This is a genomic window from Thiomicrorhabdus hydrogeniphila (assembly GCF_054656895.1).
The window spans coordinates 559,928-581,737 of the sequence record NZ_BAAHXL010000001.1 but is presented as its reverse complement, the minus strand read 5'-3'; the positions used below and the strand labels follow the sequence as shown (position 1 = coordinate 581,737).

The 21,810-nt window shown below is 37.5% G+C and carries 16 protein-coding genes; 8 read left to right on the top strand and 8 right to left on the bottom strand.

From position 1 onward, the window contains the following. Positions 1–262 precede the first annotated feature (262 nt). Positions 263–3,676, top strand: a complete 3,414-nt coding sequence (locus tag ACYQ0E_RS02410; RefSeq protein ID WP_460186659.1) for a mechanosensitive ion channel domain-containing protein — start codon at positions 263–265, stop codon at positions 3,674–3,676. 108 nt (positions 3,677–3,784) lie between these two features. Here ACYQ0E_RS02410 and ACYQ0E_RS02405 read toward each other — a convergent pair whose 3' ends face one another. Beyond that, positions 3,785–4,168 carry an acyl-CoA thioesterase gene (locus ACYQ0E_RS02405; RefSeq protein ID WP_460186658.1) on the bottom strand — a complete coding sequence of 128 codons (384 nt, stop codon included), beginning with the start codon at positions 4,166–4,168 and terminating at the stop codon, positions 3,785–3,787. Positions 4,169–4,271: 103 nt separating this feature from the next. Between ACYQ0E_RS02405 and radC the strand changes: the two genes are divergently transcribed. Further along, positions 4,272–4,952, top strand: a complete 681-nt coding sequence (radC, locus tag ACYQ0E_RS02400) for a RadC family protein (RefSeq protein ID WP_460186657.1) — start codon at positions 4,272–4,274, stop codon at positions 4,950–4,952. 34 nt (positions 4,953–4,986) lie between these two features. Here the strand turns inward: radC and ACYQ0E_RS02395 are convergent, their stop codons facing one another. Next, complete coding sequence (locus ACYQ0E_RS02395; RefSeq protein WP_460186656.1) at positions 4,987–6,903, bottom strand: PhoX family protein; 1,917 nt, start codon at positions 6,901–6,903, stop codon at positions 4,987–4,989. Positions 6,904–7,261: 358 nt separating this feature from the next. Between ACYQ0E_RS02395 and rpmB the strand changes: the two genes are divergently transcribed. Beyond that, positions 7,262–7,498: a 50S ribosomal protein L28 gene (rpmB, locus tag ACYQ0E_RS02390; protein ID WP_029408318.1), complete on the top strand. Its 237-nt coding sequence runs from the start codon at positions 7,262–7,264 to the stop codon at positions 7,496–7,498. 11 nt (positions 7,499–7,509) lie between these two features. Further along, a complete protein-coding gene (rpmG, locus tag ACYQ0E_RS02385; RefSeq protein ID WP_029408319.1) occupies positions 7,510–7,662 on the top strand; it encodes a 50S ribosomal protein L33 in 153 nt (50 codons plus the stop codon). Between the two features lie 174 nt (positions 7,663–7,836). Here rpmG and ACYQ0E_RS02380 read toward each other — a convergent pair whose 3' ends face one another. Next, a complete protein-coding gene (locus tag ACYQ0E_RS02380) occupies positions 7,837–10,587 on the bottom strand; it encodes a transporter substrate-binding domain-containing diguanylate cyclase (protein ID WP_460186655.1) in 2,751 nt (916 codons plus the stop codon). A 69-nt stretch (positions 10,588–10,656) separates the two neighbouring features. Continuing rightward, positions 10,657–10,878, bottom strand: a complete 222-nt coding sequence (locus ACYQ0E_RS02375; RefSeq protein WP_460186654.1) for a hypothetical protein — start codon at positions 10,876–10,878, stop codon at positions 10,657–10,659. A gap of 333 nt (positions 10,879–11,211) precedes the next feature. On the opposite strand from ACYQ0E_RS02375, the gene mutM reads away from it, so the two are divergent. The 3 genes from mutM (at position 11,212) to modD (ending at position 16,488) form a co-directional block, all read left to right on the top strand. Beyond that, the gene (gene mutM / locus ACYQ0E_RS02370) at positions 11,212–12,051 is read left to right on the top strand and encodes a bifunctional DNA-formamidopyrimidine glycosylase/DNA-(apurinic or apyrimidinic site) lyase (RefSeq protein ID WP_460186653.1); all 840 of its coding nucleotides are present in this window, start codon (positions 11,212–11,214) and stop codon (positions 12,049–12,051) included. 92 nt (positions 12,052–12,143) lie between these two features. Continuing rightward, positions 12,144–14,927, top strand: a complete 2,784-nt coding sequence (locus ACYQ0E_RS02365) for a cation-transporting P-type ATPase (RefSeq protein WP_460186652.1) — start codon at positions 12,144–12,146, stop codon at positions 14,925–14,927. A gap of 718 nt (positions 14,928–15,645) precedes the next feature. Then, on the top strand, positions 15,646–16,488 hold the full coding sequence (gene modD / locus ACYQ0E_RS02360; RefSeq protein WP_460186651.1) for a ModD protein: 843 nt from the start codon (positions 15,646–15,648) through the stop codon (positions 16,486–16,488). Positions 16,489–16,623: 135 nt separating this feature from the next. Here modD and modC read toward each other — a convergent pair whose 3' ends face one another. The 4 genes from modC to ACYQ0E_RS02340 all read right to left on the bottom strand — a co-directional run bounded on the left by modC (position 16,624) and on the right by ACYQ0E_RS02340 (position 20,299). Then, positions 16,624–17,709: a molybdenum ABC transporter ATP-binding protein gene (gene modC / locus ACYQ0E_RS02355; protein WP_460186650.1), complete on the bottom strand. Its 1,086-nt coding sequence runs from the start codon at positions 17,707–17,709 to the stop codon at positions 16,624–16,626. A 4-nt stretch (positions 17,710–17,713) separates the two neighbouring features. After that, positions 17,714–18,409: a molybdate ABC transporter permease subunit gene (gene modB, locus ACYQ0E_RS02350; protein ID WP_460186649.1), complete on the bottom strand. Its 696-nt coding sequence runs from the start codon at positions 18,407–18,409 to the stop codon at positions 17,714–17,716. 149 nt (positions 18,410–18,558) lie between these two features. After that, a complete protein-coding gene (gene modA, locus ACYQ0E_RS02345; RefSeq protein ID WP_460186648.1) occupies positions 18,559–19,335 on the bottom strand; it encodes a molybdate ABC transporter substrate-binding protein in 777 nt (258 codons plus the stop codon). A gap of 154 nt (positions 19,336–19,489) precedes the next feature. Further along, entirely contained in the window at positions 19,490–20,299 is an 810-nt protein-coding gene (locus ACYQ0E_RS02340; RefSeq protein WP_460186647.1) for a TOBE domain-containing protein, read from the bottom strand. 521 nt (positions 20,300–20,820) lie between these two features. On the opposite strand from ACYQ0E_RS02340, the gene ACYQ0E_RS02335 reads away from it, so the two are divergent. Continuing rightward, on the top strand, positions 20,821–21,783 hold the full coding sequence (locus ACYQ0E_RS02335) for an HPP family protein (RefSeq protein WP_460186646.1): 963 nt from the start codon (positions 20,821–20,823) through the stop codon (positions 21,781–21,783). Positions 21,784–21,810: the final 27 nt, after the last annotated feature.

Here is a 21,810-nt window from a genome sequence, read left to right as displayed (position 1 = left end):
ACCTCCAAAAATAAAATATTAACCATAAAAAATATTGTTTAATTATGCTGTCAACGATACAACTAAAACCTGAAACGAAAATGAATTTTGCAAAATATAACTATGAATTTGATTGGGTTATCGGTTTAATAATACATTGAGACCTTTGCACGAGTGCATCTACGTTTAAAAATCGCTAAAATCTGCGAGTTTTTTTCACATTTTTAATTCGCACCTCACTCGTGCAAAGGTCTCACATTCAAATATTTAAGAGGCTAATTAAATGCGACTCACCCTAATTATTGCAGGGATTCTAGCCATTTTGTTTTTTGGGCAAGTTGCAATGGCCACAACAGTAACAACGCCATCATCTTCTACAATAGACACAACCTCTTCAAGTACTGCCATACCAGCGTTAACCCAAGCTGTGAATCAATCGAGCTTATCCGATGAAGAAAAAAACGATCTTATCTTGCAATTACAGCAAGCTTCATCTTGGATTTTATCTAATAGTAAAACCTTAGATACATTAAACACTCAACAACAAAATGTTGAATTAGCTGATAAACGAAAAATCACCCTAAATGATAATCTAGCAGGCCTGGAAAAAAGACTTGAAGACATTCAAAACATTACGCAAGACTCTATGTCTGATGAGCGTCTAAACCAGCTATTAAATGATGCTCAAACTGCGTTAGATTTAGCAAACAGTAATTATTTAAAATGGGATCGCTCTCTTAATCAATTACAAGGTTTAGCCGCTAATGGCGCAAATCAAAAATTTACTTTAGAGCAAACGCTAGAAACACTTACTGAAGTTGTTTCTAAAAAGGTCATGAACAAATCAAATGACATTACTAGCCGAGTTTCTAACTTAAGCCTTCTAAGTCGTAAAGAGCTATTAAAAAATAATTTAAAACTACTAGATTTTCAGCTTGATAACTTAGGTGATTTATCTAAAAACGCCCAGATTGAACGTGATTACTGGCAAAAAGATAAAACGATTGAACTTCAAATAGTGAACCACCTGCAAAATATTTTACAAGTTCAAAAAACACAACAAGCAGAAAGTGAATTACAACAAACGGTTAAGGAACAGCTTGATCCATCTAGCCCACTTTACTCTATTCAAGAAAACACGATTAAAGTTCAGCAAGAAAAAGCTAACTTAATCAATCAAGAGCAACAAATTCAACAACGAATAAACTACATTATCAGTACCAATAATGCCATTGAAGCGGATTTTAGCCGCGACAAACAAATTGTGGCTTTAGAAGGTTCAAGAGAGATTATCGCCCAGGTATTGCATAAACGTGTTGAAAGCTTAGCCAATTATAGTGTTAAAGAATCGACCATATTAAAAATTAAAGACCAGCTAAATAATATTATTTTATCTCAAATACTGTTAAGTGAAAAATTAAGAGAAGCAAATCAACAAAGTGCAGCTGCTCTTATTGCTAAAACCCTTTCTACACACGATTTTAAAGACCCTATTGCGCAACATAAAATAGAATCACAATTACTGACAATTCAAGCAAATTACATTGATTCTGCTAATGAATTACAAAGTTTGTATCCCGACTTTATTAGCAAACTTTCTGAATTAAATTCGTTGTATAACAAACGCCAACAATTAATTGGCAAATACTCCCATTTTTTACACAACAACCTATTATGGCTACCTAATGTACAAGCCAGTTCACTTTTGTCTGTTAATGCATTAACAAGTAGTATTAACTGGTTTTTTGACCCAAAAAACAGTAACGCCCTTTTCTCTGATCTTAAAGAAGGAATCAATAAACAAAAGACCATGATTACTGGTTGGTTGCTTTTTGTTATGGCTCTAATCTTTTTAAGAAAACGTTTTATACGAGGCTTAGAAGAAACGGCATCTCAAATCATCTCTGTTCGTACCGACTCATTTATTTACACGTTAAAAGCGGTTGGCTTTACATTAGCCATCTCTATAACAGCACCCATAATTTTTGCGGGGTTTGCTAGTTTACTTAATGATTTAAGCAACCCTTCAGAATATTCTCAACGGCTTATTAACAGCTTTTTTAATGCGAGTATTTTGCTTTTTATTTTGGGTGGTCTACAACAAATTTGTCGCAAAAATGGTTTAGCACAAAAGCATTTTCGCTGGCAACAAACCACCTATCAATCCATTTATAGAGTACTAAAATGGGTTGTACCCATTGCAGCAGTACTTATTATTTTAATTGGTTTAAATACCGACTCTACGGGGCCATCCGATAGGCAAGTATTAGGGCGTCTTGGCTTTATTGGCTTAATGATTTTAATAGCGATTGCATTGTTTAAAATATGGGGATCGTCAAGTAACATTGTAAAAAACTCTTATTTACAAACACCTAGAAACAGCTTAATGCAACTGCATTTTATATGGTTTCCATTGTTATTATTAATACCTGCCTTTTTAATTTGGAGCACCATATCAGGGTATTACTACTCGTCATTAATGATTGCAGAACGTCTAAACTGGACAATTGGTCTGATTCTTACCACTTATATTTTTAGAGAACTTCTACTACGAAGTATTTATATTTCTGAACGCAAACAACACTTTTTAGAAAAGGTAAAACAGCAAGAAGCTCTTTATGCCACAAGACAAGCTGATGACCAAAACAGCCCTAAAGAGAGTGCCGATATTCCTCCCATTGAAGTGGATGAAATTAATTACGACAAACTCAGCAATCAAATTAGACAAACCGTAAATCTAGGATTTATTATCGCTTTATTTGTTGGTATTTGGTTAGTCTGGAGCGACTTATTATTGGCGCTAAACTTAGTCAATGACAGCACTTTACCACTCACCAAATCACAAGTCATTGATGGCGTAATTCAACAAGTCCCCCTTACTTTGGGAGACCTTTCTCAAGGACTTATACTTGGATTTGTTACCTTATTATTAGCTAAAAACTTACCGGGTATTTTAGAATTTACTCTGCTTAAATACCTGCCTATTAGCAACGCCGCACGTTACGCTGTCAGCTCACTCACTCAGTATGTTATTGCCATTATTGGTTTTGTGCTTATTTTTAGAGCGATGGGCATTGAGTGGTCTAACATTCAATGGTTAGTGGCAGCGTTATCGGTTGGTTTAGGGTTTGGTTTACAAGAAATTGTGGCTAACTTTGTAAGTGGTATTATTTTATTATTTGAACAGCCCATTCGAGTTGGCGACATTGTCACCGTAGACGGTGTTACAGGTAAAGTTTCAAGAATTCGTATACGCGCCACCACCATCGTAAACTGGGAAAGACAAGAGTTGGTAATACCCAATAAACAAATCATTACCGGACAATTAATTAACTGGACACTTTCAGACCCTATTAACCGCGTAAAAGTAGAAGTAGGTATTGCTTACGGCAGTAATGTTGAACAGGCGATGAAACTGATGCTAGAAGCCGCTAATGAACATCCTAGCGTATTAACTGATCCAGAACCTACGGTTGTATTTGATGCATTTGGTGATAATTCACTTAACTTTATATTGCGTTGTTTTGTTGATGACCTAGACCAAATGATTATTACGCGTTCGAGTTTGCATGAAGTCATTAATAATAAATTTTCAGAAGCAGGTATTGAGATTTCGTTCCCACAAAGAGATGTACATTTAAATACCTCGAGTCCATTAGAAATACAGGTAACGCAGCAAGAAAAACACGCTAAATAAAAGCACTTTTTTGATTTTACCAGGCCTGGTATGACTCAAAAGCATTACACCGCGAGTGGTATAGATTCAAAATAAATATAGCGATTGTTGAAAACGTTTAACGGAATTTTATAGCAAACGTTCTAAGGCATCAAAAACGGTTGGACGACCCTTTTCATTTAAAGCCACACCTAATGTACGTGCTTTAAGCATAAGCTTATCGTCTGATTTTCTATAAATATGTTGAATAAAAGCATATTTAACACGTGATTCTTTTTCGACTTCAACGGTAATATAAAAATGATGACCTGGTGTTAAAGACTGCTTATAGTCAAGCTCTGCACGCACCACCACTAAATGAATGCCTGCATGAGTTAATTCTGCAAAATCAATATTATTTTCCAATAAAAATTCATGTCTACTGAATTCTAAATAATTTTGATAAACGGCGTTATTCACCACGCCCTGCATATCACATTCATAATCACGAACTTTCATTTCAACTTTAAACATTGCTTTACTGCGTCCTTATACGTAATATAAAAATCAAGATTACCAGGCCTGGTAAATTTAAGATTCGATATTATCAAAAACATCGATAAAGAGATAGACAACCATGGCAATAAGCGATTGGCACGAAAACGACCGACCACGAGAAAAACTCATTAAATTTGGTGAGCAAAATTTAAGTGATGCAGAACTGCTCGCTATTTTTTTACGCGTGGGCGTTAAAGGTAAAAGTGCGGTAGATTTAGCCCAAGACTTACTGAATGAGTTTGGCAGTTTGCATAATTTGCTTAATGCTAATGAAACTGAATTCTGCAAAGCAAAAGGACTTGGTCAAGCTAAATATGTGCAACTGAAAGCGGTATTAGAAATGTCACGTAGGCATTTTCAATCTGGCTTAGAAAAAGGCAATGCTTTTACTAGCCCAGAACTGGTCGCACAGTATCTTGCTCACGAACTGGCGCATCAACAACGAGAACGTTTTGCCCTATTATTGCTTGACCAACAACACCAATTAATAGAACTGCAGATTCTCTTTGAAGGCACGCTTAATCAAGCTGAAGTACATGCTAGAGAAGTGGTAAAAGCCGCTCTAAATGCCAATGCCGCGGCGGTTATTTTGTCTCACAACCATCCATCTGGTGACCCAACGCCCAGCCAAGCAGACATTCAACTCACACAATCACTAAGCTCTGCTTTAGAACTAATTGAAGTAAGAACCCTAGATCATATTATTATTGGTGATAAAGGTCGTTGGCACTCTTTAGCACAACATAATCAAATGCCATAAAATAAAACGTTCAATGACTTACCTCAACCCATTATTAAGCGATTTGATAGCCTTCTTTATGCCATATACCAATCACGGTTGAGCGTGCAACATTTCCGTAAGGAAAGTTTGAATCACCTTTTTCGCCAGGATGTTGTATGCCCACAAAAAGGGTCTTTTTATCATGGCTATAGGCAAACCCTGTCACTTCACACTCTTTGGGACCAACCATAAAACGTTTTATTTCTCCCGTTTCAGGATTTGCTAACAACATCTGATTATTGCCCATGCCTGCAAAATCGTCTTGATTAGAATATTTGCCATCTGTTTGAATCCAAAGCTTGCCTTGGCTATCAAAATGCAAGCCATCGGGTGCGTTAAACATATTACCGCTATGCACATTGTTTGAGCCCGCCAACAGCCCTTCTTTATGCACTATTGGGTTTCCCGCTAAGACAAACAAGTTCCAATTAAAACGCTCTGCGGCGTGATTACTGTTGGTTGGTATCCAGCGCACCACTTGCCCATACTGATTTTTTTCACGTGGATTAACACTACTCACGGGTTGAGTGTCACCCCCTTTATTGGGTTTTTCTCCACGATTTTTATTGTTGGTCAATGCACAAAACACCTCAGACTTATTTGGGTTTACAGCCACCCACTCAGGTCTATCCATTGTGGTTGCCTTTACCTTAGAAGCGGCTTGTCGGGTATGAATACAGATTTCGGCTTGACTCATCCCTGTTGTTTGTGGCGTTAATGCGAGCCACTCTCCCAAACCGTCATCATAAAACTTTGCGGCATATAAAGTACCATTGTCCATAAGGTCATCAATATCTGCGCCCTCTTGGTAGATATTTTTTGAAACATAGCGATATAAATATTCACCACGCTCATCGTCTCCTAGGTAAATGACCACATGCCCAGTTTTGGCAATAACAATTTCCGCATTTTCATGTTTAAAACGCCCTAAAGCGGTTCTTTTTTTAGGTTGACTTTGCGGATTTTTTGGATCAATCTCCACCACATAACCCGAACGGTTTGGTTCATTTGGTGTCACCGCTAAATCAAAACGTTCATCATACTTTCCCCAAGCATAACCTCTATCTTGGTGAGACACGCCATAGCGTTTAAGTTCATCACTTATCGCAAACTCAGGGTTAGAACTCAAATAAAAACCGTTAAAGTTTTCTTCACAGGTTAAATAGGTTCCCCACGGGGTTTCACCGCTACCGCAATTATTCCAAGTTCCTAATGATTTAACCCCCTTAGGATCAGCGTGAGTTTGCATAAGTTTATGCCCTCTTGCAGGCCCCGTAATTTGCATTGGAGTAAGTGCATGAATACGGCGATTAAATTGAGAATCTTTAACAACCTGCCAACCATTTTCAGCTTGCTTAATCTCAACAATCGACACCCCCACAGCCAATTTTGCTTTTAACGTATCCTCTTCATTTTCAGGCAATCCAGAGGTGCGATTACTATAAAAAGAGCTAAAGTTAATATATTCATTATTAATCACCAATAACTCTCTGCCCTGAAAACTAAAATGCTTCATACCATCATTATTATCCCCAAAAGCCAAAGCTTGCGACTGGGCTGATACTAACGTTTTTGAATCAAATTCAACACCAGTTGACCATAAAGGGTCGCCCCAACTGACTAAAGGTTTCCAAGCATAGCCTGTAGGCAAGGTAATCGTGTCGTCACTATTGGCTTGAACATCCTCAAAAGCGTACATATTAAAAGATTTTGAAACGATTTGAGATTTGGCCGAAACGAATGTAGATTGCGCAAATAACCCGCTTCCAAATAATAAGGCACTGCCCTTAAAAAAGTCTCTACGGCTCATGCCTGAATCAACAATCCCCTCAAATTCAACCTGTTCAGCAGGCGGACGAACGACTTCATCAAACTCATCACACGACAATTCAGACAAGGCTTTAACACTCTTTTTATATAAATGAGACATTTTGAAAATTCCAAATAAACAATTTGACCAATTATCTAAAATTTAACACAACCAATTATTAATCTTTAATGACAGCCTACGATAGACCTTTACATAAGTCAGAATCAAAACAAAGCTCTCATCACAGAGCTCAGAAACAAAGAACTCTGTGAAAAGCAGAGAAAGAAAACCCCACCTTTGGCAATCATTTTTAAATTAAATGTAATTAAACTTGCAATCACATCGAGTATTGTGGATAATTCCGCTTCTTATTTTTAACGTTACCCACATAACGTTATGAATATAGAAATATTCGAATATTTTTATTTATTTGGGTCCCTTTTGGGGTTCAAAAACTGTTTTTAAGAAGGATTGTGAAATGTCTAAAGTATGCCAAGTTACAGGAAAACGTCCTGTCGTAGGTAACAATGTTTCTCACTCTCACCGTAAAACTCGTCGTCGTTTCTTACCAAACTTGCATACGCATCGTTTTTGGTCTGAAGCTGAAAGCCGTTTTGTTAAGTTACGTGTTACCGCTGCCGGTATGCGTATCATCGACAAAAATGGAATTGACGCTGTGATCGCAGATATGCGTTCACGTGGTGAGAAGGTCTAAGGAGACTAACCATGCGCGATAAAATCAAATTACAGTCAACTGAATCTGCTTATTTTTATACAACGGATAAAAATAAAAGAAACATGGCTGGAAAATTCGAGATCAAGAAATACGATCCAGTAGTTCGTAAACACGTCTTGTTCAAAGAAGCAAAAATCAAATAAATCTTATCCAGATAAATTTGAGACCAACCCGGTTCAAAAGACCGGGTTTTTTTATGTCTAAAGAAAGCCGAGTTCAAGCTTTTCGCCTTCTTGAATTGGCATTGAATAATTCTTGAATTACAGTTAAGTTGCTGTAAACCGCTTTAATTAATCCAATTACCAATCATGTTCGTGTTAAGAATCCTCTTTTTGTGAGTGAATCATGACTTGGTTTCGGCCATTTTGTTTTGCTGAATAGAGCGTTTTGTCTGCTTGTTTAAATAATTTTTCAGCATGTAATTGTTTACTATCTTCCACATAAACACCCCCAATGGAAATAGTCACAACCCCAATTGGTGCTTGTTTATTTTCAATCTTCAGTTCTTCAACTTTTTGGCGAACTTGCTCTAAATAAACTTTAAATTCATCTCGTGTTTTAAAACGACAAATCACAACAAACTCTTCTCCTCCTACTCTAAATACATAATCAGTAGCGCGGTTAAAATGATCTTGTAAAAGCTGCGAGATTTGTTTTAAGACTTTATCTCCGTGAGGATGTCCGTAGGTATCATTAACCATTTTAAACAGATCAATATCAAGCATCACCAACCCTAATGACAATCCTTCACGCTGACTACGCCTCACTTCAAGATCAATAATATTATTGTAATGGCGGCGGTTATACAGACCGGTTAAAACATCACTAATAGAGAGTTTTTCTATCCGTTTTTTATCGGTGATATTGACACGGGTTGCTAAAATTTTGGTTACGTTACCCCATAAGTTTTTAGTGGGCGACAAGGTGAGTTCAACCCAATAATGTTCACCTGTCTTTGTTCTGGCTTCCATTTCACCAACCCAAGTTTTACCCGACAACATCAGTTTATTTAAATACTCTACAAACTCTGCAGGAATATCTTCACGAGCCAATTTTAAATAAGGCATACCTTGCATTTCTTCTTTGGTATACCCCGTTAATGCTAAAAAGGATTCACTTGCCCATAAAATGGTGCGCGTTCGCAAATCTATTTCTGTGGCTAAAGAGAGTTCATATATTTGTCGGAGATACGCTTTATGTAAACGTTTTTGGTAGATGTAAAAAATGAGCAACGCCAGTAACCCTAAAATAATAGATAGGGCTGGTAAGATAATTTGTAATAACTGCTTTTTATCTAAATTATTAACAACCTTAAATTGTACCCAGCGAGAAAATATCTCTGCCCGCTCTTCATCAGTAATTGAGTTGAGTGTTTTTTCGATAATTCCAAACAATATTGGATCAGTTTTTTGAACCCCTATAGCAAGTTCATAACGCTCTTTAAATTGCCCAACAATTCGAATACCTTCTAGGCCATGTCTACGCATAGTAAAATTTATTACCGCTAAATTCCCTAAATACCCATCGGATCGACCATCCACAACCGATGACAGCCCATCCTTAACAGATGACACCACCATAAGCTTTATGTTTGGATAATTATTTTTTAAAAACTCATAAGCCCAATAGTCCCTTACAACAGAAATGGTATGCCCTTCTAACTGTGAATATTCACCAACATAAGATGTTTTTTCGGTAGCGGCTAGTGCCATTGGAAAAGAGAGATAAGGTTGGGTAAAGCGCATATATTGGCTACGTTCAGGCGTTGCTACAGCACAAGAAAAGAGATCAACTTTTCCTTGTTCTGCTTCTTTAACAATCCTTGTCCAAGAACTTGAAAACTTCGCTTTAAAATGTACACCCAACTTGGCTTCAAATAATTTGAAATAATCAGCAGCCATTCCCTGATAGCCGCCAGTTGTATCGTAAAACTCAAACGGTGCCCAGTTACCGTCTGCTGCCATTGTAATAACGGGGTGTTTGTGTAAATATTCTATTTCTTGTTTGGTAAATGAAGTGCGTTCCACATCAAATACAAATTTTTGCATATTGAGCTTTTTTAACTCCTCTCTGGTGATTAAGCCTATATCTTTGGCTGTTATGGCCATTGACATGAGTTTTAATGGTTCTACCGTACCAATAGGTGTGTCTCCTGTCACAACGTATTGAGTTGTGAGCCTTGCTTCATCTATCAACGCATTTCTACTTTTAACCACTTGATAGTGTTGCATTATGTAGTCAACCATCTCTTCTTGATGAGAAATAGCATACTTCCAACCTTGGATACTAGCCTTTTTAAACGCCTCTACCATTAAGGGATGTAAATTGGCATTTTTTTCGGTTGTAATAACAAGATCACCATAGTTTTGAATACCGTAGGCTTTTGGGTCAAGAAGGTAATAAGGAATATTCTCCTTCTTTAATCTATAGGGTTCATTAGTGGCGTAAGCCGCGTAAAAATCAACTTTGCGACTGATAAAATCATTTATATTTCCAGACGATTTTTGCTCAATAATGGATTCTTTAACCGAATAATCGGCTTTATTAACAATGCCACTTATTTGCATCCCATTGTCATACATTACCGTTTTGCCCGAAAGTTGAGATAGATCTTCAATACGCTCATGTGCCAATAACACTAGAGGTGAATATTGAAAAGATGCCATCACTAATGAAATTGGGCTGCCTTTGGCATAGGCGGCTAATGCATTGCCTTTAGCCACACCAAAATCAGCACGACCTTCCACAACTTCGTCAACAACATTAATACCTTTATGCCAATTTTTAACAGTGACATCTAAACCTGCTTTTTGATAATAACCTTGCTTAATTGCGGCGTAAAAACCTGCAAACTGAAATTGATGTTTCCAATTAGTTTGTACCGAGATAGGCGTTAAAGACGTGCTGATTACAGAATTATCTTTGTCTGTTTTTAGATGTGCTTGTTGGGAGGCTAACGCTAAGGTGATATTAGAAAAGAATAAGAAAAAGACTAAAAAAACCCTTAATGGCTTACACCAATGAATGATTTTATAAGTTAACGTTCTATTTAATAATTTACTTTTCATTTGTTTAGTATATGTAAGATTTATTACAAATGACATCAGAAAATGACAAAATGTATCTTAAACAGAAACTTACAACGCTTTTTGACCTGCATACATCGCTTTTGCAGCTCTAATTGCCGGAGGCGTTTTATCATAAGCACTTAAAACTGGCCTATCTTCCAACGAGCGTTTAGCTTTAAAAGCTTCTTCACTACTGGCAAAAGCTGCAATCACCCTTACCCCAAATAAGATTACATAGTCACTGCCATTATATTCAACAATATAATGCGTGTTAGAAATAGAGTTTGGCATAAAGTCCTCCCTTACTTTTCACCTTAATGTATAAAGTCGTTATCGGCCAAAAATCCAATAACTGATTAATAATATTTAAAGACCTTTGCAAAAGTAAGGTATCTGGGTGTGGCAAATAATTCAAACAGTAGCCAGCTATTAGCAAGTTATTCAACAAAAATCGATAGAACTTTAGACATTTTAACCATGCCGAGCCTTGAGTCGTGCAAAGATCTCTTAGACTAAACACATTCTATGCCTAAACGGTAATCTTTAAGTTTACGTTTTTCTGACGATGGATTAATTGATTGTTTACAATATGGCCAATTAAACCTATTTAAAAAGTTCGTTACCATGCCAGAATTACCAGAAGTAGAAACCACCCGAAAAGGCATTACCCCAAAAGCCAATCAACAAATCATTACTGAATTTATTGTGCGTAATGCACGTTTACGCTGGCCTATTGATTTAACGTTAAAAGACAAATTACCAGGCCTGGTCATTCAATCAATAGACCGTAGAGGCAAGTATTTATTACTTAAAACAGAATTAGGTACTTTATTAATTCATTTAGGCATGTCTGGAAACCTACGAATTTTACCTAAAAATACCCCACCACAAAAACATGACCATGTAGACATTGTGTTACAAAACGGTTATTTGGTTCGTTTAAATGACCCGCGCAGATTTGGTTCCGTATTATGGCACTCTGCGGACAGTGGGCCAGTTGAGCAACACAAGCTATTAGCCAAACTGGCACCCGAACCATTAAGCGACGCTTTTAATGGCAATTATTTTTTTGAAAAAATACATCACCGTAAAGTAGCCATAAAAACCTTAGTAATGAATAGTGCGGTGGCAGTGGGAGCAGGTAATATTTATGCAAATGAATCTCTTTTTATGAGCAAAATTCACCCACAAACGCCAGCGAATACATTAACTAAAAAACAGTGCACAACATTGGTAAATAATATAAAACAAGTTTTACAAGCGGCTATTGAACAAGGTGGAACCACCTTAAAAGATTTTATGTCGCCCGACGGCAAACCCGGTTATTTTGTACAAAAACTCAATGTTTATGATCAGCACGGAAAACCTTGCCCAGTATGCGGTACAACAATTGAGCGAATGATATTAAATCAACGCGCTTGTTATTTTTGCAATAAATGCCAAAAAATGAAATCTCAAAAATAACGCTCACAAACAGTCGCTCTATGTCTTTAAAAAAGATTATGATAACAGTTAAAATATCTTATTAATAACAGCGTAAATCATGCGGATGCATCATGGATAATTTAAGAGAAAAACACTGGCATCACCATCCTTTAGCAGAAATGGATAAGCTGTTAGAAACCAATACTGCTGAAGGTTTAGATAATTTAACGGTTAAAGAAAGACAGCTTTTATATGGTGCTAATAGATTAACACCGCAAAAGGGCAAAAGCCCTATTACGCTTTTTTTATTGCAGTTTCACCAACCACTTGTTTATATTTTATTAGCGGCCGCTATCGTCACCTTCTTATTGCAAGAATGGGTAGATAGTGGTGTTATTTTTGGTGTTATTTTTGTTAATGCGATTGTTGGCTTTATTCAGGAATCCAAAGCACTAAAAGCGATAGAAGCTTTATCTAGAAGCATGGAAGGCTCTGCAACCGTTATTCGTGCTGGCACAAAAATAACCATTCCCTCTTCTGAATTGGTTTTAGGCGATATTGTTCTATTACAATCTGGTGATAAAGTGCCTGCCGATTTGCGATTAGTTCGTTGCCGAGAACTTCAGGTGGATGAATCGGCATTAACAGGTGAATCTGTCCCATCACAAAAAAACTTAACCGCCTTACCATTAGAAACCCCTTTGGCAGATCGCCATAATATGACCTACTCATCAACCTTAGTGACCTATGGCACTGCCACAGGTATTGTGGTTGAAACGGGTGATGGTACAGAAATTGGGCAAATCAATACACTGATTGCGAATGCAACCATATTAGCGACTCCCTTAACTAAAAAAATATCCGAATTTAGTGAACTGCTTCTTAAAATTATTTTAGTTTTAGCAGGCCTTACTTTTGTTGTAGGTTGGCTTCATGGACAACCTGTTCTAGAAACCTTTATGGCGGCCGTTGCTTTGGCTGTTGGTGCTATTCCTGAAGGGTTACCTGCCGCCATGTCTATTATGTTGGCGATTGGCGTAAATAAAATGGCTAAACGTCATGCTATTATTCGCAAAATGCCTGCTGTTGAAACCCTTGGCAGCACAACAGTTATTTGTTCTGATAAAACAGGCACGCTTACTCAAAATCAAATGACGGTACAGCTAATATTTGCTGACCAAGACTCGTATGATGTAACAGGGACGGGCTATATACCTAAAGGTGACATTCTACTCAACAATCAAAAACTAGATTGCCAGCCTGATTTTCAGCTTGATATTCAACAAAACACATCATCACCAGCCCAATTTATCGCTTTATATGAAACCCTTAAAGCAGGATTATTATGTAATGATTCAAGACTACTTGAACAAGAAGCACAATGGAAAATAGATGGTGACCCAACCGAAGCGGCACTAATCTCATCGGCACTTAAAGCCAACTTTAATCCTACTGAACTCGACCAAATATTCCCAAGATTAGATACCCTACCTTTTGAATCGCAACATCAATATATGGCTACTCTACACAAGCCAGCAACAGAATCTTCCACTGAACCTGAAAATTCAGTCATCTATATAAAAGGTTCGGTCGAAAGTATTTTAAAGCGCAGTACAACCGCTTTAAATAATCAAAATCAACTCATTGATATCGATACTGACCGTATTTTTAAAGAAATTGACCGTATGGCGGCAAAAGGCTTACGAGTATTAGCGTTTGCCCGAAAAATAGTGCCAGCCAATACTCAACAAGTCACACACGAAACTGTTGATAGTCAACTCACCTTTTTAGGCTTACAAGCCATGATGGACCCACCAAGACAAGAAGCGATTTCTGCCGTAAAAGCCTGCCAAGCGGCCGGAATTCAAGTAAAAATGATAACAGGTGACCATGTTGCAACAGCGGCGGCGATTGCTAAGCAAATTGGGTTAAAAGGTTCAGCACACAATACTCCAGAGCAATATGCTTATAGTGGCCATGCTCTGGCCGAATTAAGCGATGAAAAATTAGTAGAAGTCGCCGAAAATTCAGCGGTATTTGCACGAGTAACACCAGAACAAAAATTACGTTTAGTAGAAGCGTTGCAATCTAAAGGGCATATTGTTGCCATGACAGGCGATGGCGTTAATGATGCCCCTGCTTTAAAACAAGCTGATATTGGTATTGCGATGGGCTTAGGCGGAACAGAAGTCGCCAAAGAAGCCGCTGACATGATTTTAACGAATGACAACTTTGCGACCATTGAAGCAGCGGTTGAAGAAGGCCGTTCCGTTTTTGATAACCTGGTTAAATTTATTACCTGGACACTTCCTACTAATGCAGGCGAAGGTTTGGTTATTTTAACCGCTATTGTGTTTGGCTTAACCTTGCCTATTACGCCTGTGCAAATACTGTGGATTAATATGACCACGGCACTATTACTAGGCTTAATGTTGGCTTTTGAAAACAAAGAACCCGGGTTAATGAAACAACCGCCACGCAAACCTGGTTCACCCATTATTAATTTAGAACTTTCATTCAGAATCATCACCGTAAGTGTCTTAATGCTGGCTGGGGCTTATGGGCTATTTAACTGGGCACTGTATACTCAACACAGTTTAGAAACTGCCCGTACTTTAGCGGTAAATATGTTTGTCTTTGGTGAGATTTTCTATTTATTTAACTGTCGTTCACTGCGTTTTTCTATGTTTAAAATTGGATTCTTTTCAAACCGTTGGCTACTTATTGGCGTAACGGCCATGATTGCACTGCAAGTGTTGTTCACCCATTCTACAATTATGAATAGTACCTTTGGTAGCGCGCCTCTCAGTCTGTCACAATGGGCGGCTGTTATTGTATCTGCACTCACAATATACTTCGTTGTTGATATAGAAAAACGTTACCGAAACCGCAAAAACGTACAAAATCTTAATTAATTGTATCCTGTTTACAACCGTAAAAACCTACCTCAAAACAACAAACTACCGGCACTAACACCTTAGTCAGTGCTTTTTTTTCAAAAAATATAAAAAAAATCTTGAAACAAACAATATCAATATGCTTTAATACACCCATCGATATGTTTTTCAAAACATATCGAAATAGAAGCCTTATTTGATTAAGGTTTTTTAAAAAGTTCGATATATACAAACATATACTTAGAGCTTGTTTTAACTACTTAAATAATTGATACCAGGCCTGCTAATCTTAACAAGCCTGATTTTATGCAACCTTTTGTTTTCTGTCATTTAGCAAAAGCGCATGGCTCAGAACTTCAGATACTCTGAGCCTTTTTAAGTGTTAAATAAAAAAAACCTTACATCAAATTTAGTGCACGCAATCACATTACCGACTCAGTCAAAAGCTTTCATAATGATACGGTTAATACACACATCATTATTAAAGTCGTACTAGAGATCGAAATTGCATCTATGCTCGCCAAATGTTCAGCCAAAAACTTGGCTAATCATTGGTAAACCTACGCTTTTCAACAAGCTGTAGTGTTATATGTTTGCGGTTGAATAAACCCATTTTTCTTTGTTGCTTTAACACCTTAGCCCGACTTAAATCGGGCTTTTTTTTGTTTGCTAATAGCCTTCTTAAATACGCTATAAGCACAATATTTTCCTTTTATTAAACATTAAAAGAAACAACATGATCTATTTTCAAACACATGAAATTGAAGCCTGGATTAATGAAGATGCCCCACTCATTGATTTAACCAGTCATTTATTAGATATTAACGACCAACCCGCCCTGCTTACCGTACGCTCTAGACACAAAACAACACTTACCTTAATGGAAGAAGCCGCACGTATTTTTGAATTATTAGGTGCCAAAGTAGTTATGCAACTCCCATCTGGAAAGGTCGTGGATGCTGATGAAATTATTCTACAAGTTAGTGGACGTGCAGATGCCTTACATCGTGGGTGGAAGGTTGCGATGAACCTATTAGAATATTTTTGTGGCATTGCCACTCAAACAACTCAAATGGTAGAACAAGTGGCCAAAATAAGCGATATACCACTATTAGTCACTCGCAAACACCTACCAGGCCTTAAAAAACCAATGATTAAAGCCATACTTTCTGGTGGCGCACACCCCCATCGTTTAGGATTATCCGAAACCATTTTAGTTTTTGAAAACCACCTAAATATAATTGGTGGACGAGAGAAATTAGCACAAAAAATATCGGCGATAAAAGTAACGGCGTGTGAGAAAAAAATTGCCATTGAATGTGATAATTTGGATCAGGCACTACAAGCTGCACAAGCGGGTACAGACCTAATTCAATTTGATAAAGTTGAGGTAAACCAACTTGCTTCTTGGGTAACACAGTTAAAAATGCAATACCCATTACTGACCATTATTATTGCCGGTGGCATTAATGCTCAAAATATTCAAAGCTACGCTAAAACTGGAGTAGATGGCATTGTTCTAAGCTCAGTTTATCACGCTAAACCCGCAGATTTGGGTGTAACAATAGAGCCTACCTAAAAAGAATCATTAAACAAAATAAAAGCTCATCGCTCATTTATTCAAAGCGACAACGCCTTGTATTTATGATCTCTTTATTGACACCTTAACCATTGAAAAAGTTAGGTGTCACTTTTTAGTGCTTTGAATAAAAGCTTATTCCGTCATAGCGACTGTTTTAATTAAAGCAAAAACGACCAGGCCTGGTAAAAGATGTAAACGTTTAACTGACTTTTTAGTAATTTCGGCAAATAAATGCTGTCCATCGTCTAAAAACAAACGTACTAAAACACGATGTTCTCCTTGTGGAATAAGCTCGCCTACTTTAACTTTTAAATGATTAATAATACTCAAGTTCTCAGGATCAGCTAAACCGATACTGACATCTCGCGCTAAAATTCGCACTCTGACTTGTGGTTTTTGAACCAATAGATGCTGCCCAACCCAAAGTGAGTGCTTAGTTATACCTTGGCTATTTTGATTAATTTCTATTCGTTGCAAACCATCTTCAACTTGTTGTGGCGAACCTAATAAAACCGAAACAGCACCCTGCTCATCAAATAACGGAGAATCTGGTCTTGCTAAAGCCTCTTGTAGAGTTTCCATGCGCTCTACTTTGCCTTCTTTCATAAATAAGACTCGGTCGGCTAATCGTTCTACCTCTGCTGGTGCGTGAGTAATATATAAAACAGGTAATGAATATTGCTCAATAATCTCTTCTATTAAAATAAGCAATTCAGCTTTTGAGCGCCAATCTAATGCTGATAATGGTTCATCCATACAAAGTAACTTTGGTCGCATTAATAAAGCACGAGCAATTGCCACTCGCTGTCGTTCTCCACCAGATAAATAGGTGACTTTACGATCAAGCAATTCCAAAATACCTACGCGGATAACAATGTCGTTAAAGTCCGCCGCTTCAATCTGCTTGTCTAAACGCTTAATGCCATATTCCAAATTTTGACGAACCGATAAATGAGGGAAAAGAGCGGCATCTTGAAATACAAATCCAATATCTCGTTTTTGTACAGGCAAAGATTTATTGTCTTTTTGCCAAAACTGACCTTTTACGACTAAGCTGCCACGTGTTCGTTTGTCTAAACCAGAAATAGCTCGTAATAATGTGCTCTTACCACTGCCAGAACGTCCAAATAAAACGGTCACACCTCGCAGTGGAATATTAAAATCGCCACTATCTAAAGCAAAACCGCCTAAATCAAGTTGTAAATTTCCATGTAACATCTATTTACCCTACCTTGACGCCAAAACGACGGTTAACACCATAAACTAACATTAATACCGCCAGCGAAAAGATAAGCATCATCGCTGATAAAATATGAGCTTGGTCATATTCCATACTTTCTACATGATCAAAAATATCAATCGATACCATACGAGTTTCGCCAGGAATATTCCCCCCCATCATCAGCACAACACCAAATTCGCCCACGGTATGGGCAAAGGTCAAGGTTGCAGACACTAAAAAACCTCTTTGAGATAATGGCATCACAATTGTAAAAAACCGATCTAAAAACGATGCACGCATAGTGGCTGCGGCATCTAATAAACGAGATGGAATCGACTCAAAGGCATGCATTAAAGGTTGCACGGCAAATGGCAATGAATAAAAGACTGATCCAACAACTAAACCCGCTTTACTAAAGGTTAGCTGCCCTTCAAACCCTAATAGGTGCATGGTTTCAGTAACCACTCCATTAGGATTAAAAATAATAAGCATATAAAAACCTAATACCGTTGGCGGTAACACTAAAGGCAAGGCCACTAATGCTTCAAGAAGTACTTTGTTAGATGAACGCATTTGCGACATCCACCACGCTAAAGGCGTGCCTAAAACTAATAGAGCAACCGTTGTAATACTTGCAACTTCTAATGTAAGCCAAATGGGATTTAGGTCAATCTGAGTGCCTAAAATTTCTAGCATAAAACAGTCCTTACACAAATAAAAAAGCAGGTGAATCACCCGCTTTATAAGCTTAAAACGGCCTTTGATTTATAAACAAACGTAGCCGTTAATTTAGTTAAATGACACTGACATTATCAGAAACTGCGCATCTGTCATATAAGCGGGTATTAATTTACACCGTAACCATAACTTTCAATGATTTTAATCGCTTCTGGACTTTTCATAAAGGCCATAAAGTCATTAATTGCCGCATTGTCTTTACCACGTTTAGTAATCAGTGCTCCTTGGTTAATTGGCTTATAGTCCGCTTGTGGTACAACCCAGTATTCACCTTTTTTATAGACAGGGCTTTGTGGGTCAACAATTTGAGATAAGGCAACAAATCCAATAGCGGCATTACCCGTTGCAACATACTGAAAAGCATGCGAAATACTTTCGCCATTTACAATTTTAGCTTTAACGCCATCATATAAACCCTGGCTTTTTAAAAAAGCTTGAGCGCGTTCACCATAAGGTGCTGTTTTTGGATTAGCGATGGCCAAGTGATTAAATTTAGCCGCTTTTAGTACTTTAATTGGTTCTTTGGCAACAGGGAACTTACTGCTGTATAAAACGATTTTACCTTGCGCATAAACAAAATAAGAATCCGCTTTGCCCATGCCTATTTCCATTGTTTTTTTAGCGCGTTTTTCATCTGCGGCAAAAAAGGCATCAAACGGTGCGCCATTTTGAATTTGTGCAAATAACTTACCCGTTGGCCCAAAAGAGAATTTAATGTGGTGTTCAGGATGATGTTTTACAAACGCTTCGTTGACCACTTCAATTGTTTTGGTAAAGTTAGCTGCTACTGCAACAGTCGCATTTTGTGCATAACTTTGTGCACTGAACGTTAAGCCTAAAAACAAACCCGCAACCGGCATGATTTTTTTCATTGTTTTTTTCATTTTTTCCTCCGTAAAGGCACTTGTGTTTTTAATCACCCAAGTGGCCAACTAAATAAACCTTAATACATATAACCTTTTATACATATCGATAACTAAAAAAACAGGTTATTTAGATATAACCAAACAACCTAGATTTATAATCTTTTAGCGCAAATTAATCTGAAACAGCCAATAAAACATGACTTGATTTAATTAATGCACAGCAACGGCCGCCAACGACTAAATCAAGCATTTCTACACTTGGGTTAGTTATAACAGCCGATATTTTTTGTCCGCCACCCACATCCATTGTGATATCGCTATTTACTGCCCCTTTTTCAATGTGCGTAATCTCACCACAAAATTGGTTGCGTGCACTGGTTTTCAAAGCGCCATTAATATCTTCAGTTAAAATAACAAAGCTAGCTTTAATTAAAGCATAGGCATCGGTACCTACCTCTAATGCTAAACGCTCTACACTTTCTGGGGTAATGTGTGCAACCACGGTCATTTCATGACCAATCGCTAAAATAACCTCACAGTTCACAGGACCTTTGGTAATTTTAGTTACCGAACCGTGAAATAAATTTCTTGCACTCGTTTTCATGGATACCTTCCTCATAATTTCAAGCTGACTTAAGACACCTGGAGAAATATCTTCTAACTCTCTCATCCAATGCTGCATCTGTTCTGAAAATAGTTGGTAAGCGGATACTAAAGATTCACCAGCTGCCGTGAGTACCATGCCGCCACCGCCAGCACCACCTTTTTGTGCATTCACTAAAGGGGTTTCGGCGGCTAAATTCATAGCTTCTACTGCTTGCCAAGCCCCTTTATAACTCATACCACACGCCTTAGCCGCTGCAGAAAGAGAGCCCAAAGAAGCTATTTTATTTAACAATTCTAAACGTCTTTGCCCTGATCGAGATTGTTTAGAACCCATTAAAAATGACTGAACAAGTTGTTCTGGATGTGAGTCGTTCAATTCGCTATTACCAAATATACATATTGAAACGAATTATAACCCGACTGAATTTATTGTCAACCATGTTCAAAATGAAGGTTTTTTATAAAATCTAATTTTTAGAAGTAGTAACGTAATCTTGCATTACACAAATTGATAAGCCTTTTTAATCTACTGATTTTACCTTGCTTTTCCTCGTCTCTACGGTGGAGATTCTTGTAAATTTAAAGACATATCACCCGTTTTCTACACTCTAACTTGGTTGCATTTATTCCAAAAAATTAGAGTAATTGTAGGTGTCTTTACTCCAAGCTTAAAGCTTAATAATGGCTTATAACCTTACAATCGATATATGCGTTTAATGCCTTCAATAACGCTCATCACTCATTCTTAATAAAGGATAAAATTTAATATAATAAGTGGTTTAGCATAATGAATTTAATGATTAAAACATGGATATATCGTTAAATTACCAGGCCTGGTATTTACAGGGCTAACAATAGATGTAACTATAGTGAACAATATTAATTGACTACTAAAATATGAACCTAAATTTTGACCGTTTTTCAACAATGGCAAAGATTGTCATTTCTCAATTTAACCGCCCGGCAAGCCACAGTGAAAAAATAATTTCTGCCGTAGGTGGGTTTATCGCAATTTTTGCTGTCATGATAATTAGTGAACGCTTTTTAGGTTTTGATGCTAGCTGGGGAATTATTGCATCCATGGGCGCTTCTGCCGTACTGTTATTTGCTGTGCCTCATGGCCCTCTTTCGCAACCATGGTCCGTGTTTGGCGGTCACATGTTTGCAGCCTTTATTGGTGTAAGTTGTGCTTTGCTGATTAAAGACCCGTTTATAGCGGCCAGTGTCGCTGTTGGCTTAACCATTGCTGTTATGTATTACTTAAATTGCATTCATCCACCAGGTGGCGCTACAGCCTTAACTGCCGTGGTAGGCGGTGAAACGATTCACCAAATGGGTTATGCTTTTTTAATTACGCCCGTATTGCTTAATGTGGTGAGTATTTTATTTATTGCCGTACTCTTTAATGCGCTTTTTCATTGGCGACGTTACCCGGCTTTTTTACAGAAAAATCTATCTACTGAACCAGCTAATATTCAGGCTGAAACCATATCTCACGAAGATTTTTTATCTGTATTAAAAGAAATTGACACCTTTGTGGATATTAATGAAAACGAGTTGCGTCGTATTTTTGAACTACTGAATTTAAACACCCATAAAATTGAACTTAAGGTGCATGACATCCAACTAGGTAAGGTTTATAGTAATGGGCAAGTAGGTAAAGATTGGAGTATGCGTCAAATAATTGATGAATCTGCTCATAACCATCCTAATAAAGATTTTGTCATTTTTAGACAAATTGCAGGCCAAGCAAAAAAACGAAGTGATTGTGTAACACGTGAAGAATTTGCCCGTTGGGCCAAGTATGAAATGGTTCAGCAAGAAGGAAAATGGGTACGCAAAGACTCAACACCGCTGTAGCCCATAAAAGTAAACTAAATAACGGCA